General features: G+C 60.3%; 25 protein-coding genes. 22 read left to right on the forward strand and 3 right to left on the reverse strand.

The window, feature by feature from the left end:
* Positions 1 to 72 precede the first annotated feature (72 nt).
* The 6 genes from BLT96_RS03340 (at position 73) to BLT96_RS03365 (ending at position 3,380) form a co-directional block, all read left to right on the forward strand.
* Positions 73 to 297: a DUF3310 domain-containing protein gene (locus BLT96_RS03340; RefSeq protein WP_157692137.1), complete on the forward strand. Its 225-nt coding sequence runs from the start codon at positions 73 to 75 to the stop codon at positions 295 to 297.
* On the forward strand, positions 290 to 622 hold the full coding sequence (locus BLT96_RS03345) for a hypothetical protein (protein ID WP_157692138.1): 333 nt from the start codon (positions 290 to 292) through the stop codon (positions 620 to 622). Before BLT96_RS03340 ends, BLT96_RS03345 begins: the two co-directional genes overlap by 8 nt.
* Positions 623 to 790: 168 nt before the next feature.
* The gene (locus BLT96_RS03350) at positions 791 to 1,765 is read left to right on the forward strand and encodes a conserved phage C-terminal domain-containing protein (RefSeq protein WP_157692139.1); all 975 of its coding nucleotides are present in this window, start codon (positions 791 to 793) and stop codon (positions 1,763 to 1,765) included.
* Positions 1,766 to 1,767: 2 nt separating this feature from the next.
* A complete protein-coding gene (locus tag BLT96_RS03355; RefSeq protein WP_090861742.1) occupies positions 1,768 to 2,364 on the forward strand; it encodes an ATP-binding protein in 597 nt (198 codons plus the stop codon).
* Positions 2,354 to 2,725, forward strand: a complete 372-nt coding sequence (locus tag BLT96_RS03360) for a hypothetical protein (protein WP_090861744.1) — start codon at positions 2,354 to 2,356, stop codon at positions 2,723 to 2,725. Before BLT96_RS03355 ends, BLT96_RS03360 begins: the two co-directional genes overlap by 11 nt.
* Positions 2,718 to 3,380, forward strand: a complete 663-nt coding sequence (locus BLT96_RS03365) for a hypothetical protein (RefSeq protein ID WP_157692140.1) — start codon at positions 2,718 to 2,720, stop codon at positions 3,378 to 3,380. The genes BLT96_RS03360 and BLT96_RS03365 overlap by 8 nt, the downstream gene beginning before the upstream one ends.
* Positions 3,381 to 4,139: 759 nt before the next feature.
* Here BLT96_RS03365 and BLT96_RS03370 read toward each other — a convergent pair.
* Genes BLT96_RS03370 through BLT96_RS03380 form a run of 3 tightly spaced genes read right to left on the reverse strand, consistent with a single transcriptional unit; the run spans position 4,140 to position 5,918 of the window.
* Positions 4,140 to 4,805 (reverse strand): hypothetical protein, encoded by a 666-nt coding sequence (locus BLT96_RS03370; RefSeq protein ID WP_090861748.1) that lies wholly within the window; start codon positions 4,803 to 4,805, stop codon positions 4,140 to 4,142.
* A 46-nt stretch (positions 4,806 to 4,851) separates the two neighbouring features.
* Positions 4,852 to 5,352, reverse strand: coding sequence for a hypothetical protein (locus BLT96_RS03375; protein WP_090861750.1), 501 nt, complete (start codon positions 5,350 to 5,352; stop codon positions 4,852 to 4,854).
* Positions 5,353 to 5,363: 11 nt separating this feature from the next.
* Positions 5,364 to 5,918 carry a hypothetical protein gene (locus tag BLT96_RS03380; protein WP_090861752.1) on the reverse strand — a complete coding sequence of 185 codons (555 nt, stop codon included), beginning with the start codon at positions 5,916 to 5,918 and terminating at the stop codon, positions 5,364 to 5,366.
* Between the two features lie 325 nt (positions 5,919 to 6,243).
* On the opposite strand from BLT96_RS03380, the gene BLT96_RS10555 reads away from it, so the two are divergent.
* The 16 genes from BLT96_RS10555 to BLT96_RS03455 all read left to right on the forward strand — a co-directional run bounded on the left by BLT96_RS10555 (position 6,244) and on the right by BLT96_RS03455 (position 23,179).
* Complete coding sequence (locus BLT96_RS10555) at positions 6,244 to 6,516, forward strand: hypothetical protein (protein WP_157692141.1); 273 nt, start codon at positions 6,244 to 6,246, stop codon at positions 6,514 to 6,516.
* A gap of 2 nt (positions 6,517 to 6,518) precedes the next feature.
* On the forward strand, positions 6,519 to 7,124 hold the full coding sequence (locus BLT96_RS03385) for a recombinase family protein (RefSeq protein WP_157692142.1): 606 nt from the start codon (positions 6,519 to 6,521) through the stop codon (positions 7,122 to 7,124).
* Between the two features lie 76 nt (positions 7,125 to 7,200).
* Positions 7,201 to 8,856 carry a phage terminase large subunit gene (gene terL / locus BLT96_RS03390; protein WP_090861756.1) on the forward strand — a complete coding sequence of 552 codons (1,656 nt, stop codon included), beginning with the start codon at positions 7,201 to 7,203 and terminating at the stop codon, positions 8,854 to 8,856.
* Between the two features lie 127 nt (positions 8,857 to 8,983).
* Positions 8,984 to 10,549, forward strand: a complete 1,566-nt coding sequence (locus BLT96_RS03395; protein WP_157692143.1) for a phage portal protein — start codon at positions 8,984 to 8,986, stop codon at positions 10,547 to 10,549.
* On the forward strand, positions 10,549 to 11,127 hold the full coding sequence (locus BLT96_RS03400) for a phage scaffolding protein (RefSeq protein WP_090861760.1): 579 nt from the start codon (positions 10,549 to 10,551) through the stop codon (positions 11,125 to 11,127). Before BLT96_RS03395 ends, BLT96_RS03400 begins: the two co-directional genes overlap by 1 nt.
* Positions 11,128 to 11,154: 27 nt before the next feature.
* Positions 11,155 to 12,150, forward strand: coding sequence for a major capsid protein (locus BLT96_RS03405; protein WP_090861762.1), 996 nt, complete (start codon positions 11,155 to 11,157; stop codon positions 12,148 to 12,150).
* Positions 12,151 to 12,159: 9 nt separating this feature from the next.
* On the forward strand, positions 12,160 to 12,492 hold the full coding sequence (locus BLT96_RS03410) for a hypothetical protein (protein ID WP_090861764.1): 333 nt from the start codon (positions 12,160 to 12,162) through the stop codon (positions 12,490 to 12,492).
* Positions 12,489 to 12,869 carry a hypothetical protein gene (locus BLT96_RS03415; protein ID WP_090861765.1) on the forward strand — a complete coding sequence of 127 codons (381 nt, stop codon included), beginning with the start codon at positions 12,489 to 12,491 and terminating at the stop codon, positions 12,867 to 12,869. Before BLT96_RS03410 ends, BLT96_RS03415 begins: the two co-directional genes overlap by 4 nt.
* A gap of 295 nt (positions 12,870 to 13,164) precedes the next feature.
* Positions 13,165 to 13,353, forward strand: a complete 189-nt coding sequence (locus tag BLT96_RS03420) for a hypothetical protein (RefSeq protein WP_090861767.1) — start codon at positions 13,165 to 13,167, stop codon at positions 13,351 to 13,353.
* A complete protein-coding gene (locus BLT96_RS03425; protein ID WP_090861769.1) occupies positions 13,350 to 13,745 on the forward strand; it encodes a hypothetical protein in 396 nt (131 codons plus the stop codon). Before BLT96_RS03420 ends, BLT96_RS03425 begins: the two co-directional genes overlap by 4 nt.
* 14 nt (positions 13,746 to 13,759) lie before the next feature.
* The gene (locus BLT96_RS03430; protein ID WP_090861771.1) at positions 13,760 to 14,251 is read left to right on the forward strand and encodes a hypothetical protein; all 492 of its coding nucleotides are present in this window, start codon (positions 13,760 to 13,762) and stop codon (positions 14,249 to 14,251) included.
* A 51-nt stretch (positions 14,252 to 14,302) separates the two neighbouring features.
* Positions 14,303 to 14,704, forward strand: a complete 402-nt coding sequence (locus tag BLT96_RS03435; protein WP_090861773.1) for a hypothetical protein — start codon at positions 14,303 to 14,305, stop codon at positions 14,702 to 14,704.
* An 83-nt stretch (positions 14,705 to 14,787) separates the two neighbouring features.
* Positions 14,788 to 15,102 (forward strand): hypothetical protein, encoded by a 315-nt coding sequence (locus tag BLT96_RS03440; RefSeq protein ID WP_157692144.1) that lies wholly within the window; start codon positions 14,788 to 14,790, stop codon positions 15,100 to 15,102.
* 48 nt (positions 15,103 to 15,150) lie between these two features.
* Positions 15,151 to 20,472, forward strand: coding sequence for a hypothetical protein (locus BLT96_RS03445; RefSeq protein WP_090861777.1), 5,322 nt, complete (start codon positions 15,151 to 15,153; stop codon positions 20,470 to 20,472).
* Positions 20,473 to 20,488: 16 nt separating this feature from the next.
* A complete protein-coding gene (locus tag BLT96_RS03450; protein ID WP_197674383.1) occupies positions 20,489 to 20,875 on the forward strand; it encodes a hypothetical protein in 387 nt (128 codons plus the stop codon).
* Between the two features lie 3 nt (positions 20,876 to 20,878).
* Positions 20,879 to 23,179 carry a hypothetical protein gene (locus BLT96_RS03455; RefSeq protein ID WP_090861779.1) on the forward strand — a complete coding sequence of 767 codons (2,301 nt, stop codon included), beginning with the start codon at positions 20,879 to 20,881 and terminating at the stop codon, positions 23,177 to 23,179.
* The last annotated feature ends 29 nt before the right edge of the window (positions 23,180 to 23,208 follow it).

Raw genomic sequence — 23,208 nt, forward strand, 5'->3', positions numbered from 1 at the left:
CACGGCTGTCGTAATTGTCGCGACGGTCTGCAACGCGCTCGTGTCAATCCACGGGAACGGAGGCGACCGATAGTGGGAGCGGTGAACCCAGACTACTACACGCAGCGCAAGGTCGAGCCTATCGACGTAATCGAGAGGGTCTGCGAAGGCCTCGACGGGCGCTCTGCATGGCTCCTCGGGAACGTCCTCAAGTACGCGCTCAGAGCCGGATACAAGACCGATGACCCGACCGAAGACCTCACGAAGGCACACAACTACGCCCATCGGCTCGTGACCGGCTATTGGGCCGATGAGTAGCAGGCCCTCGAAGCTTTCGGCGCTCATGGGCAAGGCGTCGAAGGCGAAGATGGAGCCTGAGGAGGCCGAGGCCGCGCGGGCTAGGATGGCGAGCGCGTTCGTCGCCGACTCGCTAGAGGACCTAGCGGCGATGTGCATCCACGACGGCTCCGAGGTCCCGAGGTGGCTACAGGAGGGAATGTCCCGCGACATTGACGGCACGTGGCCGGAGTGGTGGCGGGAGCACCAGTCGAAGATTGACGGTCAGGAGCCTTACACGCCAAACCTGATTCTCGTGAACGCGGCTAAGGATTGGGCTGAGAGGAACGGCGTGAGCCTCTCGTAGCTGCGATAGGCTCGGTGCCAAACGCACGAAACGTGTCGCCGTGGGCGGGATTATTGCCTGTGGAGGGTGATGGCCTCCGGTTGATGGTACAATGGATGGAAGCCCAGCAAGTCGTGCCATCACCGCGACGAGCTGGGCTTTCTTGTGATTGTTGGGGGGGCGTTTCCCTTGGACGCATTGGAGAACGACGGAGAACTCTACGACGCTCCGCTCGACTGGTTCAGGTTCGATGCTGACTTCTCGAGCGAGATAGGCAGGAGTGCGCTGTTCAACGGCCCCGTCTCCGACTTCGGGCGCTGGGCCAAGCTGCTCGTGATTCTCGCTAGGGTGAAGGGCCACGCGCTGGTGATGGGCGACAACATGACGTGCGACTACGTTATGCGGTGCCTAGAGTTCTCTGACAGGGCGAGCCTCGCTGCGTTCGTCGCGAGGATGAGCGGCACGGGCGTAATCGACTACGACCCCGAGACCGACTCCGTGTCGGAGAGTCAGGTCGCTGAATCGGCTCAGAAGATGGCGAGCAAGAGGGCCTCGTGCAGTAGGGCCGGGAAGAGGTCCTGGAAGGTGCGCTCTCTCGGTTCCGCAGGTGGCGAGGCAGTGACGCCAAGGCTCGAACCGGCAGATGGCGAACGCTTGCTGAACTCACCAAAGGCGAACCTTCAACTTGAGTTGAACACACGTTCAGCAGACGTTGAACGCACGTTGAACGCGCCTCGAACGAAATCGAACACAGTAACAGTAACAAGTACATTAACAAGTACAAGTACTAAAGAACACTGTCCGAATCCGAAGAGGGCAGAGGCGATAGGACGGGTCATAGGCCATCTGAACGAGGTGGCCCACAAGTCGTACAGGGCCTCGTCCAAGAAGAGCGCACAGTCGGTGAGCGCGAGGCTCGCTGATGGATACACCGAGGAGCAGCTGTTCCACGTCATAGACGTCAAGTGCGAGGAGTGGCTAGGGACGGACATGGAGAAGTTCCTGAGGCCGGAGACGCTGTTCGCGCCGTCCCACATCGAGGGATACGTGAACCAGCCGCTAAGGGCCGAGACGTCGAGGCAGGAGAGGGCGATACCTCAGGGCCAGTACGGCGTCAGGGACTCGGCTAGCCATTGGTCGATGCCCGGGATACGTGAGGAGTAGGAATGGAGAAGGAGCTTGAGGGAGAGGTCTCGAGATGGAGGGAGGAGAGGTACCGCGAGAGGCTCTCGAGGATAGGGATACCCTCGAGGTACGCCAGCGCAGAGGACGGCAGGGCGCCAAGGCTCGCGGAGAGGCTCGTGTCCGGAGACGCCACGGGACTCTACGTCTACGGCGACGTGGGAAGCGGGAAGACGTACCTAGCCTGCGCCGTGCTCAGGGAGGCTGCGAGGAGGGAGAGGTACCAGCCGAGGGCCTTCGGTGCCGTGTCGATGCTATCCTCGCTCAAGGCCTCGTACGACGGCAGGCCCGGCGTCACGGTCGAGGAGATTGAGGCTGCTGACATGCTGCTCGTCGATGACCTAGACAAGCCGAGGTTCACGCCATGGGCGCTCGAGACGCTCTACGAGATTGTCAACGTGAGGGTCGAGAACGGAAGGCCGACGATTGTCACCGCCAACAGCGACATGGGAGGACTCGTCGGCAGGCTCTCCGCCGGTGACCCGGTGCTCGCCGAGGCGATATGCGACAGGCTCGTCGGAGGGGCGATTGCGGTGCGCATGGAGGGAGAGTCGAGGAGGAGGTGGCTCGATGCCGAGTGACTACCACTTCAAGAGGACGGAGGGACTCACCTGCGGTGAGAGCAACTTCCTCAAGGCGTACGCGCCGTCCACGTTCTGCGGCGATGACTTCAACATCGTAGAGAGGTTCTCGAAGACGGCGAGGTACTTCCCGTACTGCACGAGGGCCGACATGGGCCTACTGGCGGATATAGCAGAGTCCCTCGTCGAGAAGGGCCTCCTCAAGAGGGGGAGGGGGAAGAGGGGACAGGTCTACAGGCTCACCGAGGACGGGGAGCGGGCGTGGTACGGACTCGTCGGAGGCAAGGACAGGGCAGAGCGGGCGAGGGTCACTGGCTACAGGGCCAAGATGAAGGCGAAGATGAGGGGTATCGATGAGTAGCGGGCAGAGGCCGATGACGGGCAAGGGCAGCGGGAGGAAGAACAACCTCCCGACAGCGACGAGGCCCGTCGAGAAGAGCAACGACGTCGCGTACGCCAAGGAGCTGTTCATGCTCCCGACGATTGACATGGAGGACCCGGACGCGGTGCGCGACAGGTACTTCGAGCTGCTCGAGCTGAGCGAGAAGTACGGGCGTGCAATCACGATTGAGGCGCTGTCGATGGGGTTCGACACGACGCGCGAGGAGATTATCGAGGTCAGCAAGGGCGAGAGGTGCAGACTAGGCGCGAGGCTGAGCGTCGCTTCGGCCCCGATTTTTCAAAAATGTTTGAATTCCGTCGCAGGTATTTGGGCTACCCACATGAGCAGCGGAGACTTCAAGCAGCCCGTGGCTGGCATCTTCATCGGAAAGAACAACTTCGGCTATGGCGACGTCACCGAGACGGTTGTCCGCCACGAGAGCGCCAAGCTTGGTCCCTCGAAGGCGGAACTCGAGGCCAAGTACCAGTCGGCTCTCCCGACTGAGACGCCGGTAGATGCGGACGTCGAGGCCGTCTACGAGCTTCCGAAGCCCAAGAAGGCACCGGCGAAGCGCAAGCCCGGCAGGCCGAGGAAGACGAGCACGAGTGGCCGAGGCCGCAAGAAGAGCCAGTGAGCTGCGGATTTCACCGAATTCGAGAAACCTTTATTAGGGGTCTGGCCCAGAAATTTCGGCGAAATAGGAAAACCTTTATTAGGGCATCCAGACAGAGAGAAATCGGGAGCCGGAAGCTGAAAAGCTCGGATTCCCAGACAGAAAAAGCGCCTCGGGGCCAGCGACGGCCTCGGGGCGCTTTCTTTTTGCCGTTATATCGGCGGGAAACTGTAACGGGTGGACGCCGCGCAATGGCGTCTGTAAGGCAATACAGGGCCGTTTTTTGGTCGATAGCGCGTGAACGCGACTAAGTGCCCATATAGACAAACGCAATGCCTTGAATCGCCTTAGAATGGCTAGTAAGTGGATTGTGGAGAAACGCACGATATGCGGCGGCGGCGTCCCGGCGACGTCGTTGCCGTGACGTGGCGCGCGCTGTATGTGGTTGGTACGCTAGGAAACAGCGCTTTGCGGGATATGCGGGAATGTGCGTGTGAGACTCTGCAAGGGCAAAATTAGGCCGTCAAATACAGAACGATAACAAGTATCAACGTTGCCGCAAATGGCGTCTAAAAACGCCTTAGAATGGCTTGCATGGATAGCGGAGGCAATACCGGAGGCGATACGGAGACAAAAAAGCGCCCCGGATACGTCCGGGGCGCAGTGGCGTCAAGCGTTGTTGCAAAGCCAAAAAAGTATCAAGAGCGGTAGCCATACCGGCAAAAGCAAGACAGCCAAAAGTATGATTAGAGTTCCGTAGTCGTGTTTCATTCGCTGCACCTACCAAATGCCGTTATATACGTGGCCGTTCTCTTCAAAATATGCTTCGTAGATGTTGCATTCTTCTACAAATCGGTCTTCGCTAGTCGCGTCTTCCCAACACATCTCAATGAGTCCGTCTACCGCGTTACACACGCGCGACGCCGCGCCAGAAAGCATTTTCTCCATCTTGTCGCGGTAATGCGCCGCCCTTTCGTTAGCTTGCCCGGATAGTCCAAGGTAGGCAGAGGCTTCGTAAGTAGATGCGTCGGCGTCGGTGTACATGCTAAAAAACGTGTCTGATTCACCGCTGAATCTATCGCGCATGTATGCACAATGCACAAACTCTTTCCGCAAGTCTATAAATTCGTCGTCGTTTATCCAAGCGCTTGCGATATCGATATCACACCAAACAGAATCGCGTGAGAAGTCCGGAAAATCATAGCCGTAACATGCATCATCGGTAAAATCGGCCTTGTAGGTGGTCGAATAGACGCCTCCGCCGATTCTGATATCTATGCCGGTTGCATCCTCAAAAGCAGAAACGGTGTCGTTGACGTCATATACGAGTGATTCATAGCCAGCTTCCGCGCCACTTTGTGAAGCGGCATACTCTTCAAGCGCGCGCGCCTTGGCTTCCGGTGTGAGTTCTTCGTAGGTGTAAACAGTCTTCGTGATTGTCTTCATGGTTAGTATTCTTCCTTGTCCGTGGCCGTCTGGTATGCGTCTGCACCTACTCAAACCCATGTGCAACGCCATTGGGCACGAAAAGCGCTATGCCGCGCATTTCCGGCGCGTACTCCGCTCGCGTGCCTAGGCGGATGCATCCGCACGTTTCCGCCCGGTCTATGTCCGTACTCACATCGTCCCAACGCTTTGCGCAAAGCTTGTAGATAGTGCCGCGTGTGCCGTCGATAGTCGCGCTGTAAAAATCGTAGTAGCGCGGGACGTCGAAAATCTCATAGTCGTAATCCGCATAAAGCCTAAAGCAATTGCCACGCTTTGCCGTCTCATAGTCGCCGGGTGAGACCTCATACACGCAGATACCGCGCGGACCCGACACTAAAAGCGGGATTGTGGCGTAGTCGTTTCCATAAACGCACGGGCCCAGTATGTCGACAACGTTTAAATCATCTATGTAAGCAAGGTCCGCGACGAATTCGCGCCACAAACCGCAATAGTTGCCATCCGGGTGAATAAGCGCGTTGCCGTTCTTGTAAGTGGTTGCGTACATGGTTACTCATCCTAATCGGTGTCGGTGGCGTAACTGTAGGCCGTAGCAAGCTCTTCAAGTGCAGCGTTCACGTCGTCGGGCACGTCTACATAGCGGAGGTCAAGGGTTAAATCATCCGGGTCGATTGACCCACACACCTCTTCTGCAAAGTCGTCCCTTGAAGCACATGCGCGTGCTGTTACGTCGTCCAAGTCTTCTATGTACAGGTTGCCGCAAGAGTCGTAATGAATGTAGTCCGAGCCGGTGACACGCCCGTTTACAGCGGCTGCAACTATGTCGTCGATAAGGCTGCACCACTTATCCGCTTTCGAGCCGGTCATACAGTCGAAAAACTCTTCAGTATCGAAAACGTCGAAACCGTTGCCGAACTCGCTGTAGTTCTCTTTCTCATAGCTAGCAATGAACCAGACCAATTCAGAATCATCTAGCTCACTTATCGCGTCCGTTACTACAATCTCTGCAAGGGCCTGTCTTTCGTCGCGTGTGAGTGCTGCAAGGGCCTCAGCCGTGTACTCCTTGCCGTTCGGGTCCGTGTAGGCGATTACTTGAGTCTTTGTTTCTTTCATTGCTTTACCTCCGTAAGCCGTTTGCCTTACTTGACACATTGCAAGCGTATCCACTTACGACTAGTACACGCATGCAAGTCGATACGCTTACATAGATTCTCCACATTCACACGTTCGTCTGTTTGTCGCATATATAGGGCGTGCGTTTGTGCAGTTGGAGGCTATCGGCCCGGGCCACATCGACCTACTGGGGAGGGATTGTTAAGGTAGTTATGTGCTCTACTAAGCCTCCTCTCCGCCCGCGAAAACAAAAAGGCCTTGACAGCGGAACCGCTTAGCCCCACACTACGTATGAACGCAGCTACGAGGCAATGGAGGTGCCGCGATGAGGTCAACGGACGTAATCAGGGACAGGGTGAAGGCTTCCGGTACGTGGAGCATGAGGGCGCTCGCGCAGAGGCTCGGCATGATGCCGCAGACGATGAACACCCGCCTCAACGCCAAGACCGTGGGCGTCGGCTTCCTCGTCGCCTGCCTCGACGTGCTTGGCTACAGGCTCGTGGCCGTCCCAATCACGTCCAAGCTCCCGTCCGGCTCGATAGAGGTAACCGACAGCATGACGGTCGGCCCGGCCCCGGCGAACAAGAAGGAGCGCTAGACATGGCAACCTACGGCTACGTCCGCGTCTCGACGGAGCGCCAGAACCTCGACCGCCAGCTCGCGACCATGGCATCGCTCGGAATCGGCGGAGACTTCCTGTTCCGCGACAAGGCATCCGGCAAGTCTCTCGACAGGCCCGGGTGGAAGGCCCTCATGGATACCGTCTCCGACGGCGACCTCATCGTCATTGACTCTCTCGACCGGCTCGGGAGGAACTTCGGCGAGGTTACGGAGCAGTGGCGCGAGCTTGCCCACCACCGTGGCGTAGATATCCGCATACTCGACCTCGATTTCATGGACTCGCGCAAGTTCCGCGAGATGGGCGACATTGGCGAGGCGATGGAGTCGGTCGTTCTCTCGACGCTCGCGTACGTGGCGCAGAGCGAGCGCAAGGAGCTGATACGACGCACTAGGGAGGGCGTGGCGATAGCCAGGGCCGCAGGGAGGATGCGCGGAGGCGTCAAGAAGCGCATACCGGCAGAGCGCATGGACGAGGCGCAGAGGATGCTCTCCGACGGTGCCTCTAGGCGCTCTGTGGCGTCCTACCTCGGAGTCCACCCGAACACCGTCGCGAACATGGTGAAGGACGGGAGGCTCGTGGCGTAGGCCCGCACGCTTTACGTCCGACTCGGGGCCACCATCCATGGCGTAGGAACGTTGCCATTGGAGGTGGCCTCTCTTCATGCCCAAGCTCGTCGAGTCCATCTGCGCCTACATCGACGCGAACCCTAGGGACGTCGGCGCGTACGTAGACGCCGCTTCCGCGATAGCTCAGTCTCGCGAGGACGGCGCGATAGACCACTCGGATAACCAGATGGTCCTCTCCCGGTTGCAGGACGCGATTCGCTGCGGCTGGGCGTCGCTCCAACAGCTCGAGTCTCTCGGCGACTGCTACAGGACGGTAATCACCGTTGACGCTAGGGTTGACTTCGACTCGTTCGCTCAGGCCATGGAGCTTGACCGCGACCCGAAGTCGAGGCTCTGGCTCCCGCGCAGGAGCAAGCTTTGGCGCCTCTACAAGGAGTTGCAGTGGTTCGAGACGAACCCGAAGGCTGAGTTCCTGTCCGTCTCTATGCCTCCCAGAACTGCGAAATCTTCGACGTGCTGCATGGCTATGGCATGGCACTCCGGGAGGGACCCGCTGCACTCGAACCTCGTCGTTGCCCACTCCGACGCCCTCACGGACCACTTCTACAATCAGGTGCTCGAGTTCATCACGGACCCGCGCTACCGCTTCTCCGAGATATTCCCCGAGGCGAAGCTCGTCGAGAAGTCAGCCGAGTACGAGTCCCTCACGCTCGGCGAGAGGCGCTCGTACCCGTCCATAACCTGCCGCTCCATCTCCGGAACGCTCACCGGCGCCGTAGAGGTCGGCGAGGGCGGATGGCTCTACGCCGATGACCTCGTGAAGGACATTGAGGAGGCAAGAAGCCCCGTCCGCCTCGAGAAGAAGTGGGCGAACTACGTCAACCAGTGCTACGACCGCCGCAAGACCGGCGCTAAGCAGCTCATGGTCGGAACAAGATGGGACGTCAACGACCCAATCGGTCGCATGAGCAGGCTCCACGAGGGCGAGGAAGGGTTCCACACGCTGGTGATACCGGCGCTGGACCCGGACACCGGCGAGAGCAACTTCGAGTACGAGTACGGTGTCGGCTTCTCGACCGAATACTACATCGACATGAAGCGCACCACGGACTCCGCGACCTACGCGGCTAAGTACGACGGCGACCCGATAGTGCGCGAGGGCCAGCTGTTCCCGCCAGACTCGCTCGAGCGCTACCTGTCCCTTCCCGACGAGGCACCGACGCGCACCGTCGCAGTCGTTGACACGAAGGGTGTCGGCACCGACTACTGCGCCATGCCCGTCGCGATGCAGTTCGCATCAGTGCCGGGAAAGTGGTTCATAGCGGACGCGCTCTGCGACAACTCTGTCCCCAAGGTCGTTAACAGGCGCGTCGCGTCGATGATTGCCTCTGACGGGGTTCAGGTCGCGAGGTTCGAGTCCAACAGCGCGGGCGGGACCGTGGCCGACTCGATACAGAAGGCGCTCACGGACATGGGAGCACTCTGCTCGGTCCAGAAGAAGTACACCATGTCGAACAAGGAGACCAGAATCCTCGCGGCGTCGCCTTGGATAATCAACAACTGCGTGTTCCGCGACCCGTCGCTCTACGAGACGAACAGCGACTACGGTCGGTTCATGTCTCAGGTGACCGGCTTCTCACTCGACTCCAAGAACGCCCATGACGATGCCCCGGACGCGCTCTCGATGCTCGCCGACATGCTCTCGAAGAGCGTCAAGGCGAAGGCGGTCCCCGTTAAGAGGCCGTTCTAGGCACTCCGCACGACGTGGCTGGTGCCCGGAACCAAACTCCGCAGTAGGGGTGCAGCCCCATCGCAGGAGAGGGCGGAGTACCTCCAACTCCGCCCTCCCAAGCGCGAGACACGAGTGGGGGAGCCTAGTGGCAGACCAGACCGAGAACAACCTCTTGCGGAAGGTTTACAGGGGACGCAGGCGCATCCTCTCATCTCCGGTTTCGATAGACGCTACAAACGTCGCGAATGTAATCGAGAAGGCGCTCGTCGTTCACGGAGCGAACGCCGCTGATGAGGCCTACCTTCACGGGTACTTCCTCGGCGACCAGCCGGTGCTCCGCCGCAAGAAGGCCGTTCGCCCTGAAATCAACAACGCCCTCGTCGAGAACAGGGCGTACCAGCTGTGCAAGGACCGTACGGACTCGCTCGCGGGCGAGCCTATCACGTACTCGGCCCACGGGACAGACGGAGATACGGTCGGCGATGACGTGTCCGACCGCGTACAGCGCCTCAACGACGCCTGCGTCGCGGCAGACAAGCACGCCTGCGACCTTGAGCTTGTGCAGTGGATGTGCGAGGTCGGCGTCGGTTACCGGCTCGTGCTCCCGTCGAGCGAGATTGCAGACGGGAAGACCGACAGGCCGTTCGTGATTGCGACGCTCGACCCGCGCTCTACGTTCGTCGTGTACGACAACAGCGTGTTCCACGAGCCTATGTACGCCGTCACGACTGTGCGTGACCCGGAGTCTGGCGAGGCGACGCACACGGTGTACACCAACGACTCGCGATTCGTCGTTCGCTCCGGTCGCGTCATCGAGGCCGACTCCAACCCGCTCGGCGCGGTACCAATCATCGAGTACGACGCGAACCCGGAGCGCATGGGCGTGTTCGAGGCCGTCCTCTCCATCTTCGACGCGATAAACGAGATTGAGTCGAACCGAGTTGACGGAATCGCGCAGTTCGTTCAGGCGCTCATGGTTCTCGAGAACGTTGACCTAGGCACCGATGACGAGGAGCGCCGCAAGACGTTCTCGGAGCTTATGGACCTCGGAGCGTTGCAGATTACGTCGAGCAGCGAGCTTCCTGCGAAGGTGTACACGCTCAACAGCGAACTCAATCAGTCGCAGACGCAGACGCTCGTTGACTCGCTCTATAAGACCGCGCTCTCCATATGCGGAATGCCGTTCAACGTCGGCGGGTCGGCGTCCACGAGCGACACCGGCGCTGCCGTGACGATGCGCGACGGATGGTCGAACAGCGAGAACCGCTGCAAGGAGACCGAGACCATGTTCAAGAGGGCTGAGCGCAGGTTCCTCAGGCTCGCGCTCTCAATCATGGATGTGAGCGAGGGCCTCGGACTCGACCCGGCGTCCGTAGAAATCAAGTTCACGCGACGCAACTACGAGGCAATCCAGAGCAAGACGCAGGTCCTCACGACGCTCCTCGGCTGCGGGAAGGTCGCGCCGAGGCTCGCGTTCCAATACTGCGGGATGTTCACGGACCCGGAGGACGCATACGACCAGTCCATGTGCTACGTGGAGGAGCAGGCGCAGAAGGCGCTCGAGACGTTCTCGGCAGGGGAGAAGGACGGGGACGAAGAGGCCAACACCGCCGATGACGGCGGAGGCGATAACGCGGGCGACGGCGTAACCGTCGCAGGACAGGGGAAGCGACCCCCGGAACCAAAGCATAGCCAAGAGGAGGACGAGTAATGCACAGGGACAAGCTCAGGGAACTGCTCGGAGAGGCCGCTACCGACGAGGTGGTGAACGCCATCATGGACGCGAACGGCAAGGATATCAACGCCGCGAAGTCCGGCAAGGATGACCTCAAGGCGCAGCTCGCGGAGGCTCAGTCGAAGGTGGACGAACTCACGAAGGCGAGCGAGGCGAACCTCAGCGACGCCGAGAAGTGGCAGAAGGCCATCGACGATGCCAACAAGCGAGCCGACAAGGCCCTCCACGACCTCAGCGAGCAGAGCGCCGTCGCGGTGTTCGCCGCAGCCGGAATCAGCGAGGACGATTACAAGGCGTTCATGCCGTCAATCGTCTCCAACGACCGCAAGGCGACGGTCGCAGCTGCGAAGGCAATCTCCGACATGGTGTCGGCCAAGGTCGCCGCTGCGAGCGAGGCCGCGGAGAAGAAGAGCCTCGGTGGCATGAAGCCACCTGCGGGCGGTGACGCCAGCAACGGCACGGTCTCCACCAAGAAGGAGTTCATGTCCCTTCCATACGCGAAGCAGGTCGAGCTTCGCGCGCAGAACCCGGAAATCCTCAGCCAGCTCTCCTAGTAACAAGACGGAAGGAAGAAGGAACAAATGGCAACTTATCTCGGTTACCCATTCGATGCCGAACTCTTCATCGCAAACTGGTACAACCAGCCCGACCCGACGAAGACCGCGCTCGTTGACTCCGGCGCCATGGTCGAGGACGCATCCATCGCACGCGCAGTGGCAGACGGCGGCGACCTCTACACCGTGCCGTTTTACAAGCCCCTCGGCGGCACTCCCGCCAACTACGACGGCAAGACCGACGTCCCCGTCGAGGCGGCTACCGGCGACTCCGCGTCCGGCATCGTGTTCGGCGTGACTCAGGGCTGGTCCGAGTCCCAGTTCGTCCGCGACTACAACTCCGGCGCAGACCCCATGGGCGCTCAGGTAATCCCGGGCGTCGCGAAGTTCTACCAGAAGCTCCGCCAGAAGTACATGCTCGGCATCCTCGGTGCCGTCTGCGGTGTCGCCGACATGAAGTCCCATGTCATCTCCTCCGACGCGGCAATCGATGCCACCACCCTCGGCGACGCTGCCGTCGATGCCATCGGCGACCAGTCCGACACCATCTCCCTCGCGTTCATGCACTCCAAGATTGCGAACTCCCTCGCGAAGAAGGACCTTCTCGAGTTCGCCAAGTACACCGACGCGAACGGCATTCAGCGTCAGGTGCGCAACCTCGCGTACGCCAACGGCATGGCCGTCGTTGTCGATGACTCCGTGCCCATGACCGCCGCGACCAGCGGCTCCGGCGCAAAGCCCGCGACCTACACGACCTACCTCCTTGGCGTCGGTGCGCTGCGTCACGCAGACGCCCCGTGTGAGGTGCCCGTCGAGGTGGTCCGCGAGGCAATCAAGAACGGCGGCATGAACACGCTCGTCACCCGCAAGCGCGAGACCATCCACCCGAACGGGTTCTCGTACACCAAGCCTTCCGGCTACACGGCGTCGCCCACCCTCGCGCAGCTCTCCGACAAGGCCAACTGGTCGCTCAAGTTCGACGCGAAGTCCATTCCCATCGTCTCCGTCACCACGCAGGCCTAAGGACTGACCATGGCCCTCACAGACTCGGACAAGCTGAACCTGACGAAGGCCTTGGCAGGCGGAGGGAGCGACGTCACCAACGAGGTCGCTTCCTCCTACCTGCGCGTCGCAATGGACAAGATTCTGGCGATGAGGAACCCGTTCGCGAAGGACCCGTCATCGGAGGCTTGGGAGACGCGCTACGACACCCTGCAATGCGAGTTCGCGGCAGACATGATTAACCGTCGCGGAACAGAGGGCGAGTTGCAGAACTCGGAGAACGGTGTCACGCGCAGGTTCGCGTCAGACGGTATATCTCCGTCGCTCGCGCGTCGAGTGGTCCCGAAGGGGAGGCCTCTATGATGCGCATGGCGGAGCGCAACAAGAGGGACCTGTGGCTCTCGAAGCCTGAGCTTGTCGAGCTTGTTGACGATGACGGCGTAGGGACAGCCGAGTACGTATCCAAGTGGTCAACTCCGGTCCATCTCAGGGCGAACGTCTCGGCGCCGTCAGGAGACGCGACGGCATCCCCGTTCGGCGAGTCAATAGACTACGACCTCTCCGTTGTCATCGGAGACAACGAGCTTGGGATATCCGAGGGAGACGTCATGTGGGCGCTCTCAGAGCCTCAGACGGCGGATGACGGACAGCCTGTCATGACCGACGCATATGACGTGAGGGCGGTGTCGCAGTCGATAGGGTTCTTCTCTGTCGCCCTCAAGCGTGGGGAGGTGCGCTGATGGAGCTTTCTGCGGAGCTGTCGCTCGACTCGCTCGAGGCTCTCGAGAACGCGCTCAACGCGCTCGGAGACGGAATCGAATCAGGAGCAGAGCGCGGTTCTCTCGCTCTCGCCACCGAGGCGATGAACGTTGCCAAGGCGGCTTGCCCCACTGACACCGGGGGCTGGCTGCGTCGATACACACGGAGCGCACGGAGTCTGGATACGACGTCGTTGCGAGCGCTCCGTATGCTGCGTTCGTCGAGTTCGGCACCGGCATCGGGACGCCTTCCGGAGACCAGTTCGACGCCAAGGCAATGTCCGGAGCAGGCTACGAGGCCAACGCCTCCGGTAAGGGCGAGGAGGGCTGGGTGTACCCGAAGAACGGCGAGTTCCACCTCACCCACGGCCAGAGCGGCAAGGGATTCATGGCCGCAGGCGCAGAGGCCATCCGCGACGAGGCCGCTTCCGTGATGCTCTCCTACGTCATGGGAGCAAGGAAATGAACGACTTCTCGGCAAAGTACACGTCGTACGTGAGGGAGCAGGTAAGGGCCAAGTTCCCAAGCTGCTTCGTCACCACGGCTCTCGTCAACTCAAAGGACAGGAAGCTTCCTGCCCTGTACCTCAGCTACTCGTTCCCGTCTCCCACCCCCGGGACAGATGACAGTTCCGGCTCGGAGGTCTGGACGAGGACGAAGGTGGTCGCAGAGGCCTACTCGGGCACGAGCGTGCAGGAGGCCAAGGCCATCATTTCGGTAGCGGACGAGGCGTTCTACAGGCTCGGATTCAGGCGTTCGAACCTATCTGAGGTCCCGAACGCCGACACGTCAGTAAGAAGGCTGACGGCCACGTGGCGGGCATCGGTTGACGCCTCGGGCACGACAGCCAATTGGTAGAAAGGGAGTCCAACATGGCACTCACCGCAAGCAAGACCCCAACCAGCACAATCCACACCTACCTCATGCACCTCGAGGGTTCCATCACCGGCCCCGTACCGACCAGCTCCGACCTCTCCAAGTTCAAGAAGGCCATGGATATCAAGGACTACCCGGACATGGGTGGCAAGCCTGACACCATCGAGACCACCACGCTCTCCGAAGATACGCAGACTACGGTCAACGGCGTCCAGAAGCTCGACTCGTTCGAGTTCACCGCGAACTACATCAAGGACGTGTACGACGCCATGAAGGAAATCGACAAGAAGGGCAATGACGAGTGGTGGGCGCTCTACCTCGGCGCTGCGGCAGACGGCACCACGCCTGACGGCCACGACGGCATCTTCGTGTGGAAGGGCGGCTCGACCACCTACCTCACCAGCGGCGCGACCAACAAGGCCCGCGAGATGAAGACCTACATCTCCGCAGGCACCAAGCCCGTGACCGTCGAGCCTGCTGGCGCGTAAGCAAAACGCGAGAAGCGATAGGACTGCACCCCAACGGAAAGGAACGAACAGATGGCACGCAATGAGAAGTCGGACTTTGACAAGCTCGTCGAGGAGGTCGGCACTCACGACCACATCGTCATCGACGATGGTGACGGCAACGAGTACACCATCCGCTACCCTCGAGCAGTCGTTCGCAAGATGGAGTCCAACGGGACCACTATCGATAGCGTTCAGGAGGAGCTTGCCGAGGGCACGCTTCACGGAGCTGAGCAGTTCGTGAAGGACTTCGTTCTCCCCGGACTCAAGAGCGACCAGCCGAAGATGACCTTCGACGAGGCCCTCGAGCTGTGGGAGGCCATCGGCGACAAGGAGACGCTCATCTCCTACATGAGCGTGCTGTTCACTCAGGGCGTCCGTGCAATCACCGGAAACCCTATCACCGAGAGCCGTATGAAGTTCCGTCTGGTGTAGCGGACACGACTCCGGGCGAAGGGTACGACGGCCCCAAGCCCATACACCACCTGTTCTCAGAGGCTCTCCCGGTGGCGCTCTCGATGGGCATGACTGCGGACGAGTTCTGGTACGGGGACCCTTGGCTCTTCGCTGCGCGCAGGGAGGCCGAGAGGCTCGGGGCAGAGCGCCGAGACTGGGAGAGGTGGCAGTCTGGCGCGTACGTTTACGACGCCTTGCTCCGCGCGTCGGCAGTGCTCAACCCGTTCTCGGGCAAGGACAGGGCCGATGACTGGATGGAGCGCCCATACGGCCACGAGGGCGAGGAAGAGCCTGTTGACGCGGCCACGAGGGCAATCAACGAGCAGGCAGACCACCAGAGGTTCGCCGAGTGGATTCTCGCACACGGACCTCAGTAGGAGGACAGTTTCGGCGATGGTGGCTGCACCCCCGGAAACGGGGACAACATGGCCGACGCAAGCATTGACCAGCTCAGAATCAGCATAGAGGCAAAGGCCGCGAGCGCCAAGAGCGAGCTGCGCGGCCTTTCTAATGACGTTGGCTCCATCAAGAGCAAGGTGGGTCCGGCTGCGGATTCGTTGGAGAAGCTGTCCGCTGCCCTTGGCTCGGTAGGCTCGAAGAGGTCCGCAGCCAACACTCTCAGCGGCGTGGCGAACGCCGTGAAGAGGCTCGACGGCGTGAAGGTGTCTTCGAGCCTCGCGAACCAGATTAACAGGATTTCCAGCAGCATAAGCGGCCTGTCGAACGTGAGCGCACTCAACGCGCTCGCGAATGGTGTCGGCGAGCTGCAAGGAAAGAACGTAGATTCAACTCTTGGCTCTAGGCTCAAGCGCGTCGCGGAGGGCGCGAGCGCGCTCAACGAGGCGAAGATTGAGCCTTCCAAGGTTCATCAGCTCGCGGAGGTCCTCAACGAGCTTTCCAAGGTCAAGTCCTCCTCCATATCCACGACCATAAACGCATTGAGGCGTCTCCCCGAGGCGGCACAGGCGTTACACAACACCGACTTCAAGCAGGTCGCGGAGGACGCTCGGCAGCTCTCAACGGCGCTCGGTCCACTGCCGCAGAAGATTAGCGCGATACGCTCGTCCTACAGCGGACTCGGCTCTCAGGCCTCCCGTAACCTCAGGACGATAACGTCGGCAACGGACGAGGCCGCATCCCACACCGAGTCGTTCCGCCAGAGGCTCGCTAACCTCGCATCGACAATCACCGTGTTCTCCATCGTCCGCAACGGCATGAAGGCCATTGCCGGTTCGATAGGCTCGCTCATCAACGAGGCGAACAAGTACATCGAGGACATGAACCTCGTCAACGTCGCCATGGGCGACTACGCCGGGCAGGCCAAGGAGTACGCGAATCAGGTCTATCAGGCGCTCGGAATCGCCCCGCAGGACTTCCTCCGCTCTGAGGGCACGTTCACGACCATGGCTCGAGGCATGGGAATCGCCACCGACAGGGCGGCAACCATGGGCCAGCAGCTCACCCAGCTCTCCTACGACCTCGCGTCGTTCTACAACATCTCCGAGAGCGACGCCATGGAGAAGGTTCAGGCCGGACTCGCTGGCCAGATTAGGCCGCTGCGAGAGCTTGGCTTCGACCTCTCAGAGGCGAAGCTCAAGGAAGAGGCCATGGCTATGGGCATCGACGAGAACGTCGAGTCCATGACGCAGGCCGAGAAGGCAATGCTGCGTTACAAGGCCATGCTCTCGCAGGTGTCGTGGGCGCAGGGAGACATGGCCCGCACGCTCGACTCTCCGGCCAACGCGCTCCGCGTGTTCCAGAGCAACGTCAGGAACGCCGCCCGCTCCATCGGCTCGATATTCCTCCCGATGATTAAGGCAATCATGCCCGCCGCAATCGCAGCAGCGAAGGTTGTTGCGACGCTGGCGAACATGATTGCGAACCTCACCGGAGGCGCACAGATATCCGCCGTAAACTACGGAGGCGGGACGAGCGTCGGTGGAGGCGGCGGCGGAGACGATGGCGTATCGCTCCCGTCTGGTGGCGGCGACACCGGAGGCAGCGGCGGCGGCAGCGGCAGCAAGAACCCGACTGCCAAGAAGTACAAGGGAATAGGCGACGCCGCGAAGCAGGCCGCAAAGGAGGTCAAGGAACTCAAGCGTCAGGTCCTCTCCTTCGACGAGATTAACAAGCTCAGCGACAACACGTCAAAGGCACTCGGAGGAAACGGAGGCTCAGGCTCCGGTGGCTCCGGTGGAGGAAGCGGAAGCGGAGGCTCCGGTGGCGGTGCTGGCGGAGGAAGCGGTGCTGGCGGCGGCGGAGCCATGCCAATCCAGACCTACGACTTCCTCGGCAACGCCAAGGGCATAGGCGATGACATATTCAACGCCCTCATGGACGTCGCGAAGCGTGCCGCAATGGCGCTCGACCCACTCTATGAGGCGGTAAAGCAGACAGTCGAGGCGATAGGCAACCAGTTCAAGGGACTCGACATTGCGGGAGCGATGGCGAACGAGCTTGTCGCTGCCGTTAACCTGTTCTCGAACTTCGCGCGTAACGTTGTCGAGATTCTCGGCCCGATAGCAGTCGCGTTCAACTTCCCGGAGACGGCAGCGTACGCATTCGACCTCGCCGCCCAGATGATGAACACGTTCTCTGCTGCGCTCAACGGTGTCGGCACTCTCGTCGGGAACTTCTCGCGAGAGGCAATACTGCCGCTCGTCGCATGGATTGGCGACAAGCTGCGCGGTGCAATCAAGGTGTGCATCGACGTTCTGTCGAGCTGGCAGACGTGGTTCATCAACAACACGCAGGCGCTCGCGAACCTCGGCAAGGCCGCTGGCGATGGTGCCAACCTCGTTCTCTCGCTTGCAAGGGCCGTGGCTGACCCGCTCTTTGATGCGGCATCGGCGACGTTCAAGGGCCTCAACACCGGTATCCAGAACATTCTTACGGTGCTCCTGAACTCCGATGGCGCGATAATCGCAGCTCACGGACTGGGAGCCGCTCTTGCTGCATGGGCGCTCGGCGGTGCGATATCGTCCGGACTCAACGGCATATCGACGGCGCTGTCGAACCTCGCGAACAGGCTCGCACTCCACAACGCTCAGGCAGGCCAGACGAGGGGAGTGTACGACGGACTCCGCGGCGCGTTCACGAACCTCCACGACAGCGCGTGGCTCCTCTCGCAGGAGCTTGGGACGGCCCTTGCACCTTCCATGCAGAAGGTCCGTGACTTCTCCGAGAAGGTCAACAACAAGCTGTCCGACATGGCAGTCAAGTTCGTCTACACGAAGCAGGGCGTAGACGGGTTCAGGAGCGGACTCTCCGAGTCGAACAGCGTTGTCGATAGGGCTAGGAACTACCACGACAAGCTGCGCTCGTCTCTGGACAGCAACGTCAAGAAGCTCGCTGACGCGAGGGTCGCGACGCGCAACGCGACGTCTGAATACAAGAACTTTGGAGACAAGGCCGGTCTTCTCGAGACGGCCCACGCGAAGCTCGCCGTTAAGATTGCCGCAGCAAACGAGAAGATACAGCGCGGCAAGACTGAGATGGATGCTGCCAAGCTCTCGTCCTCGGCGTTCGCCACTCAGGAGGACGCATCGGCGATAGCGACGCAGGGCCTCGGGACGAGCGCCGCTGGTGCTGCGGCGAAGATTGCAGCGGGAACGGCGGCGAAGGGAGCCGCAAGCGCCGCGTCCGTCGCGCTGTCGGTAGGCGAGAAGGCCGCGGCAGCGGCAACGACGATGCTCTCCGCAGCGATGGAAGCAATTCCGGGCATGATTCTCGTCACTGTGCTCGGAGAACTCGTTGCCCACTTCACCGACCTGACGAACTGGATTCGCAGCGTCGCGAACGGTTTCCAGCACCTCGTCAAGGACGTCCCCGTCCTCAGCTGGCTTGGCAAGCTCGTCGGAGCGATAGGAAACGTTGTCGGGTGGCTCGGCGACATGTGGGGAAAGCTCACCGGTACCGCAGACGCTACCGGCAAGGTCACTGACACCACGAAGGAAGCCAACAAGGTCCTCTCCGAAGAGCAGCAGCGCATCAAGAACAACGTCGATTCCATCAACGAGTACGACAAGTCTCACGACAACCTCCGGGACGCCATAAAGCTCTCCGGCTACAGCGTGAAGGACTGGGCGAAGCACCTCGAGAACATCGGCACAACGTTCGATGACCTCAAGAGCAAGCAGGATGACTTCACCAACAAGACTATCAACTCGTTCGACAAGATTGACACCAGCACGCAAATGTCGCTGAGCGACATGGAGAACAACCTGCGCTCGAACATCGAGACGCAGAAGCAGTGGTCTCAGGACATGCAGCAGCTCATGCATGACACCGGCCTCAGCTCCAACGACGCGCTCATTCAGGCCCTCGAGGAGGGAGGCCCGGCAAAGTTCTCCGCTGCGCTCCACGAGCTTGTCACGTCCGGAAGCGCCAAGGAGCAGGAGTTCGCCGACCTCGGAAAGCAGGGCGGAGACGTCCTCTGCGCGTCCATGGGTCAGGCGCTCTCTGGCGGCAAGGCTACGGTAACTAGCGCTGGCTCCGGACTCGCTGACGCTGCTGCAAAGGGCGCATCGTCGGAAGGCTCGAAGTCCAAAGCAAAGTCCGCTGGCAAGGGCGTTGGAGACAGCGTTGCAAAGGGCGTGAGCGGCAGCAAGGCGTCGGCCAAGAAGAGCGGCTCCGACGTTGCGTCAGCCGCCGCAGACGGCGCGTCCAGCGACTCTGCAAAGAGCAAGGCGAAGTCCTCTGGCAAGAAGCTTTCCGACTCGCTTGCGAGCGGAGTGACCAGCGGCAAGCAATCTGCCGTCAAGGCCGCTCAATCGGTCTCGTCTGACGTTGCTACTGCCTTCTCGAAGAGCACGTCAAGCGCAAAGAGCGCTGGTAGCAAGCTCGGAAAGTCGTTCGTCAGTGGCGTTTCGTCAACGAGCAGCAGCGCAAAGAGCGCCGCTGACAAGGTGAGAAGCGCGGCGACGTCATCGCTTTCGAGCAGCACCGGGACCAATGGTGCAAGGAACGCAGGGAAGAACCTTGGCGACTCGTTCGTCAGCGGCGTCTCGTCGAAGAAGGATGCCGCAAGCAGGGCCGGAAAGAGCGTCGCAAACGGCGCGAAGGACGGAATCGGCTCTCCAAGCGCATACCGCGCCGGACAGAACTTCGGCCATGGCTACGGAGACGGAATAAGCTCGACGTGGAGCTACGTCTACAGGAGCGCTTGGAACACGGCCATGGCGGCAATCAGCGCAGTCAACTCTGCGCAGGAGTCTGCGTCACCGTCTCGAGTGATGAAGCGCTCTGGACGCTGGTTCGGTCAGGGATACGGCATCGGCATCGATGACACCAAGTCCTTCGTGTCGAAGAAGGCCGCTGGAATCGCTGACGCGGCAATCGACTCCGTTGGAAACATGGAGGCGGCTGGCAAGCGCCTCGGCTCCTCGCTCGGAAACGGGTTCGCGTCAACGTTCGACGGCTCGCGCATGGCTGACACGGTGTCATCTGCGATAGGCAGCACGTACGCTGCGGCGCGAACGGCCATAGCGCGTCGCTCGTTTGCCCTCGACACCAACGTCACGACCTCGCACGCAGGAGGCCCAGTCACGGTCGATGATGCGGCCGTGAGGGCAATAGCCGAGGCCGTCGAGCGCGGAATGCTGTCCGTGTCGATGGGCGGCGGCTCAAACGAGGCAGGAGGCTCGGAGACGCTCGTTCTCCGCGTCGATGGCGAGGAGCTTGCGAGGGCGACTGCCCGTGGAAGGGACAGCCTGCGCAGGCGCGGCGTCGAGATTGAGTTCGACTAGCTAGGAGGTGGCCGGAATGTCGGCTGTTCTTGCGGTAGGTACGGATTCCGGTCACCTCGTCGAGATTCACCCGGACCCGTACAAGTTCTCTTGGGGACTGAACGACGTGAGCGGCACGGACGCCGGGCGAACGATAGACGCCGGGGCGACGATGTACAAGCAGCGCATCACGCAGAAACGGAAGATTGGACTCGCATGGCGCAACCCAGACCACGCTGCGGTTGGTCGAATCCTAAGGGCGTTCAACCCAGAGTACGTCTGGGTGCGGTACTTCGACGCAATGGAAGACGCAATGTCCGTCAGGCAGTTCTACGTCGGTGACCGCTCTGCCCCGCTCCGCTGGTACAACACGCTCGGCGGAACGCGATTCCAAGAGCTGTCGTTCGACATTATCGAGAGGTAGCCAATGCAGGCGATATCGACAGAGTTCAGCAAGGCGCTGCTCGAGAACTCGACACTGCTCGTGAAGGCGAGCCTAAAGCTCGCTGACGGGACGGTCAAAGAGCTGACCGGCGATGACATAACCGCGCTCTCCTACGAGCAGGCCACAAGCTCAGACCAGTCATTCGACATAGGCTCGGCAGTCATAGGCAAGTGCAGCATCACGCTCAACAACCACGACAGGCGCTTTGACAAGTACGACTTCACGAACGCGATGCTTATACCGTACGTCGGCAAGAGCTTCGGCGGCACGGAGGTACAAGGCGCTGAGCACACTGTGCCCACAACAGAGTGGCTCCGCAAGGGCACGTACGTCGTGGACCAGCCAGACTCGTACGGCGGGACAATACAGCTTAGCTGCCTAGACTACCTGACGAAGCTCGAGGACAAGCTGTCTACAATCGACGTCTCGTATCCGTGCTCTGCGATTGACTTGGCCGAGACGATATTCACAAAGAACGGCGTGCTCTTCTCACACGACGATTTCACTCCTGTGTACAACCCGACGATAACAGAGGCTCCGAAGAACACCGACTACTCATGCCTACAGGTCGTGTCGTACCTAGCTCAGCTAATGGGCGGCTGGATTAGATGCGACTCGCTTGGCGGCGCGTTCATCTCTTGGTACAAGACCTCTTCCCTCGAGCAAGAGTCATGGCTCGATGGCGGAGACTTCTCTGGCCCTGAGTCCACGTACAACACCGGCTCAACGGCAGACGGAGGCTCGTTCTCCGACTACTCGTCGGGAGATTCGTACGACGGCGGCTCGTTCACGTCGAACGATGACGTAGGTCACATCTATCGGCCGAAGACCGTCACCGTGATGACCGATGACGTCGTGATAACCGGCGTCAGCGTGAAGGCCCAGAACGAGGTGAAGAAAGACGAGAGCGGAAGGGAGACCAACGGCGCTGACGGAGAGACCTACCTTGCCGGTTCGGAAGGATACGTAATCTCGATTTCCAACAACCCATTCGTGAAGTACGGGACGGCGGAGGCATGCGCAAAGGCGCTGTACAAGCGCATAGGTGGCATGAAGCTCAGGCCGTTCACCGCGACCGCTCCGTCAGACCCGTCAATAGAGGCCGGCGACCCAGTAATCGTCTCTGACTATACGGGCGCTATGCACGTGTCGTACGTGACGAGCCTAAAGCTAACGGTCAACAACTCAGAGACGTTCAAGTGCTCGGCCAAGTCGGCGTCACGTAACAGCGCGGCTGGTGCATCAGCAACGACGCAGGCCATAGTCGCTGCACGAAACGAGGTGAAGCGCGCTCAGACGGCGATTGAGCTTGCCAAGGAGGACCTTGAGAAGCGAATCAGCGAGAAGAACAGCGGCATGTTCCACACCGAGGAGACGCTCTCTGACGGCTCGACCGTCTACTACCTTCACGACAAGCCGACGATAGCGGCGTCTCAGATTATCTGGAAGATGAACTCTCTCGCTGTGTCCGTTTCCACTGACGGAGGAGCGACGTGGGCATACGGCGTCACGGCGACGGGCACCGCGATACTAGACCGAATCTACGCGGTCGGCATCGACGCGAGCCACATCAACTCTGGTACGTACACCGTAACCGACAGCAATGGCAACGTCCGCGTCAGGATTGGACCCGGCGTTCCCACGTGCATGGAAATAGCAAACCCGTACAACGTTTCCGAGATGATACCAGTGTCGAATGCGATTCTCTCGTCGCCTGTCAGCGAAAAGCAGCAGGGTAAATATATGAACCAGTTCACCCAGAGTGAGATGGTTTCTGGAATAGAGCGTAAAGTTGAACACGCGACAATCGTGTCTGGGAAAGTGTCTTCTGGATATGGCGGGAGCATAGCGTTTATGTACTCTGCATACGAGTCGATAGACACGCACATATGGGACCTGAACGTGAACAACAGGGGGACGATAGACTATACGAACACTCTCTATGTGGACGGGATTGTGACGATATATCTTTCTGTTATCGAAGACGGAAAGCAGTTCTCTTATAAGAAGAGCGACGAAGAGAAGTGCATAGGCCTTTACGGATTCGGAGCATATGATTACTCTCCGTCGAAGGACTCCGATTTGACATATGACACAAGCAGGACTAAGAACACTAACTATACAATTGACTCCTTGTCGCCGCTCAAACAATACAAGTTCGAGATTTGGGCAGACGTAAGTTGGCATGGCAAGAATGAATCGTGGCCTGGCAAGGCGTCTGACATTAAGAACCCGGCAACGCTAACAATAGGTGGCGGACAGGTTCTCGCAATCCCGTGCTAACGACTCCAATCGGTTGCACGTGGGTTCTC

The organism is Parafannyhessea umbonata (assembly GCF_900105025.1).
GTDB classification, from domain to species: Bacteria; Actinomycetota; Coriobacteriia; order Coriobacteriales; family Atopobiaceae; genus Parafannyhessea; species Parafannyhessea umbonata.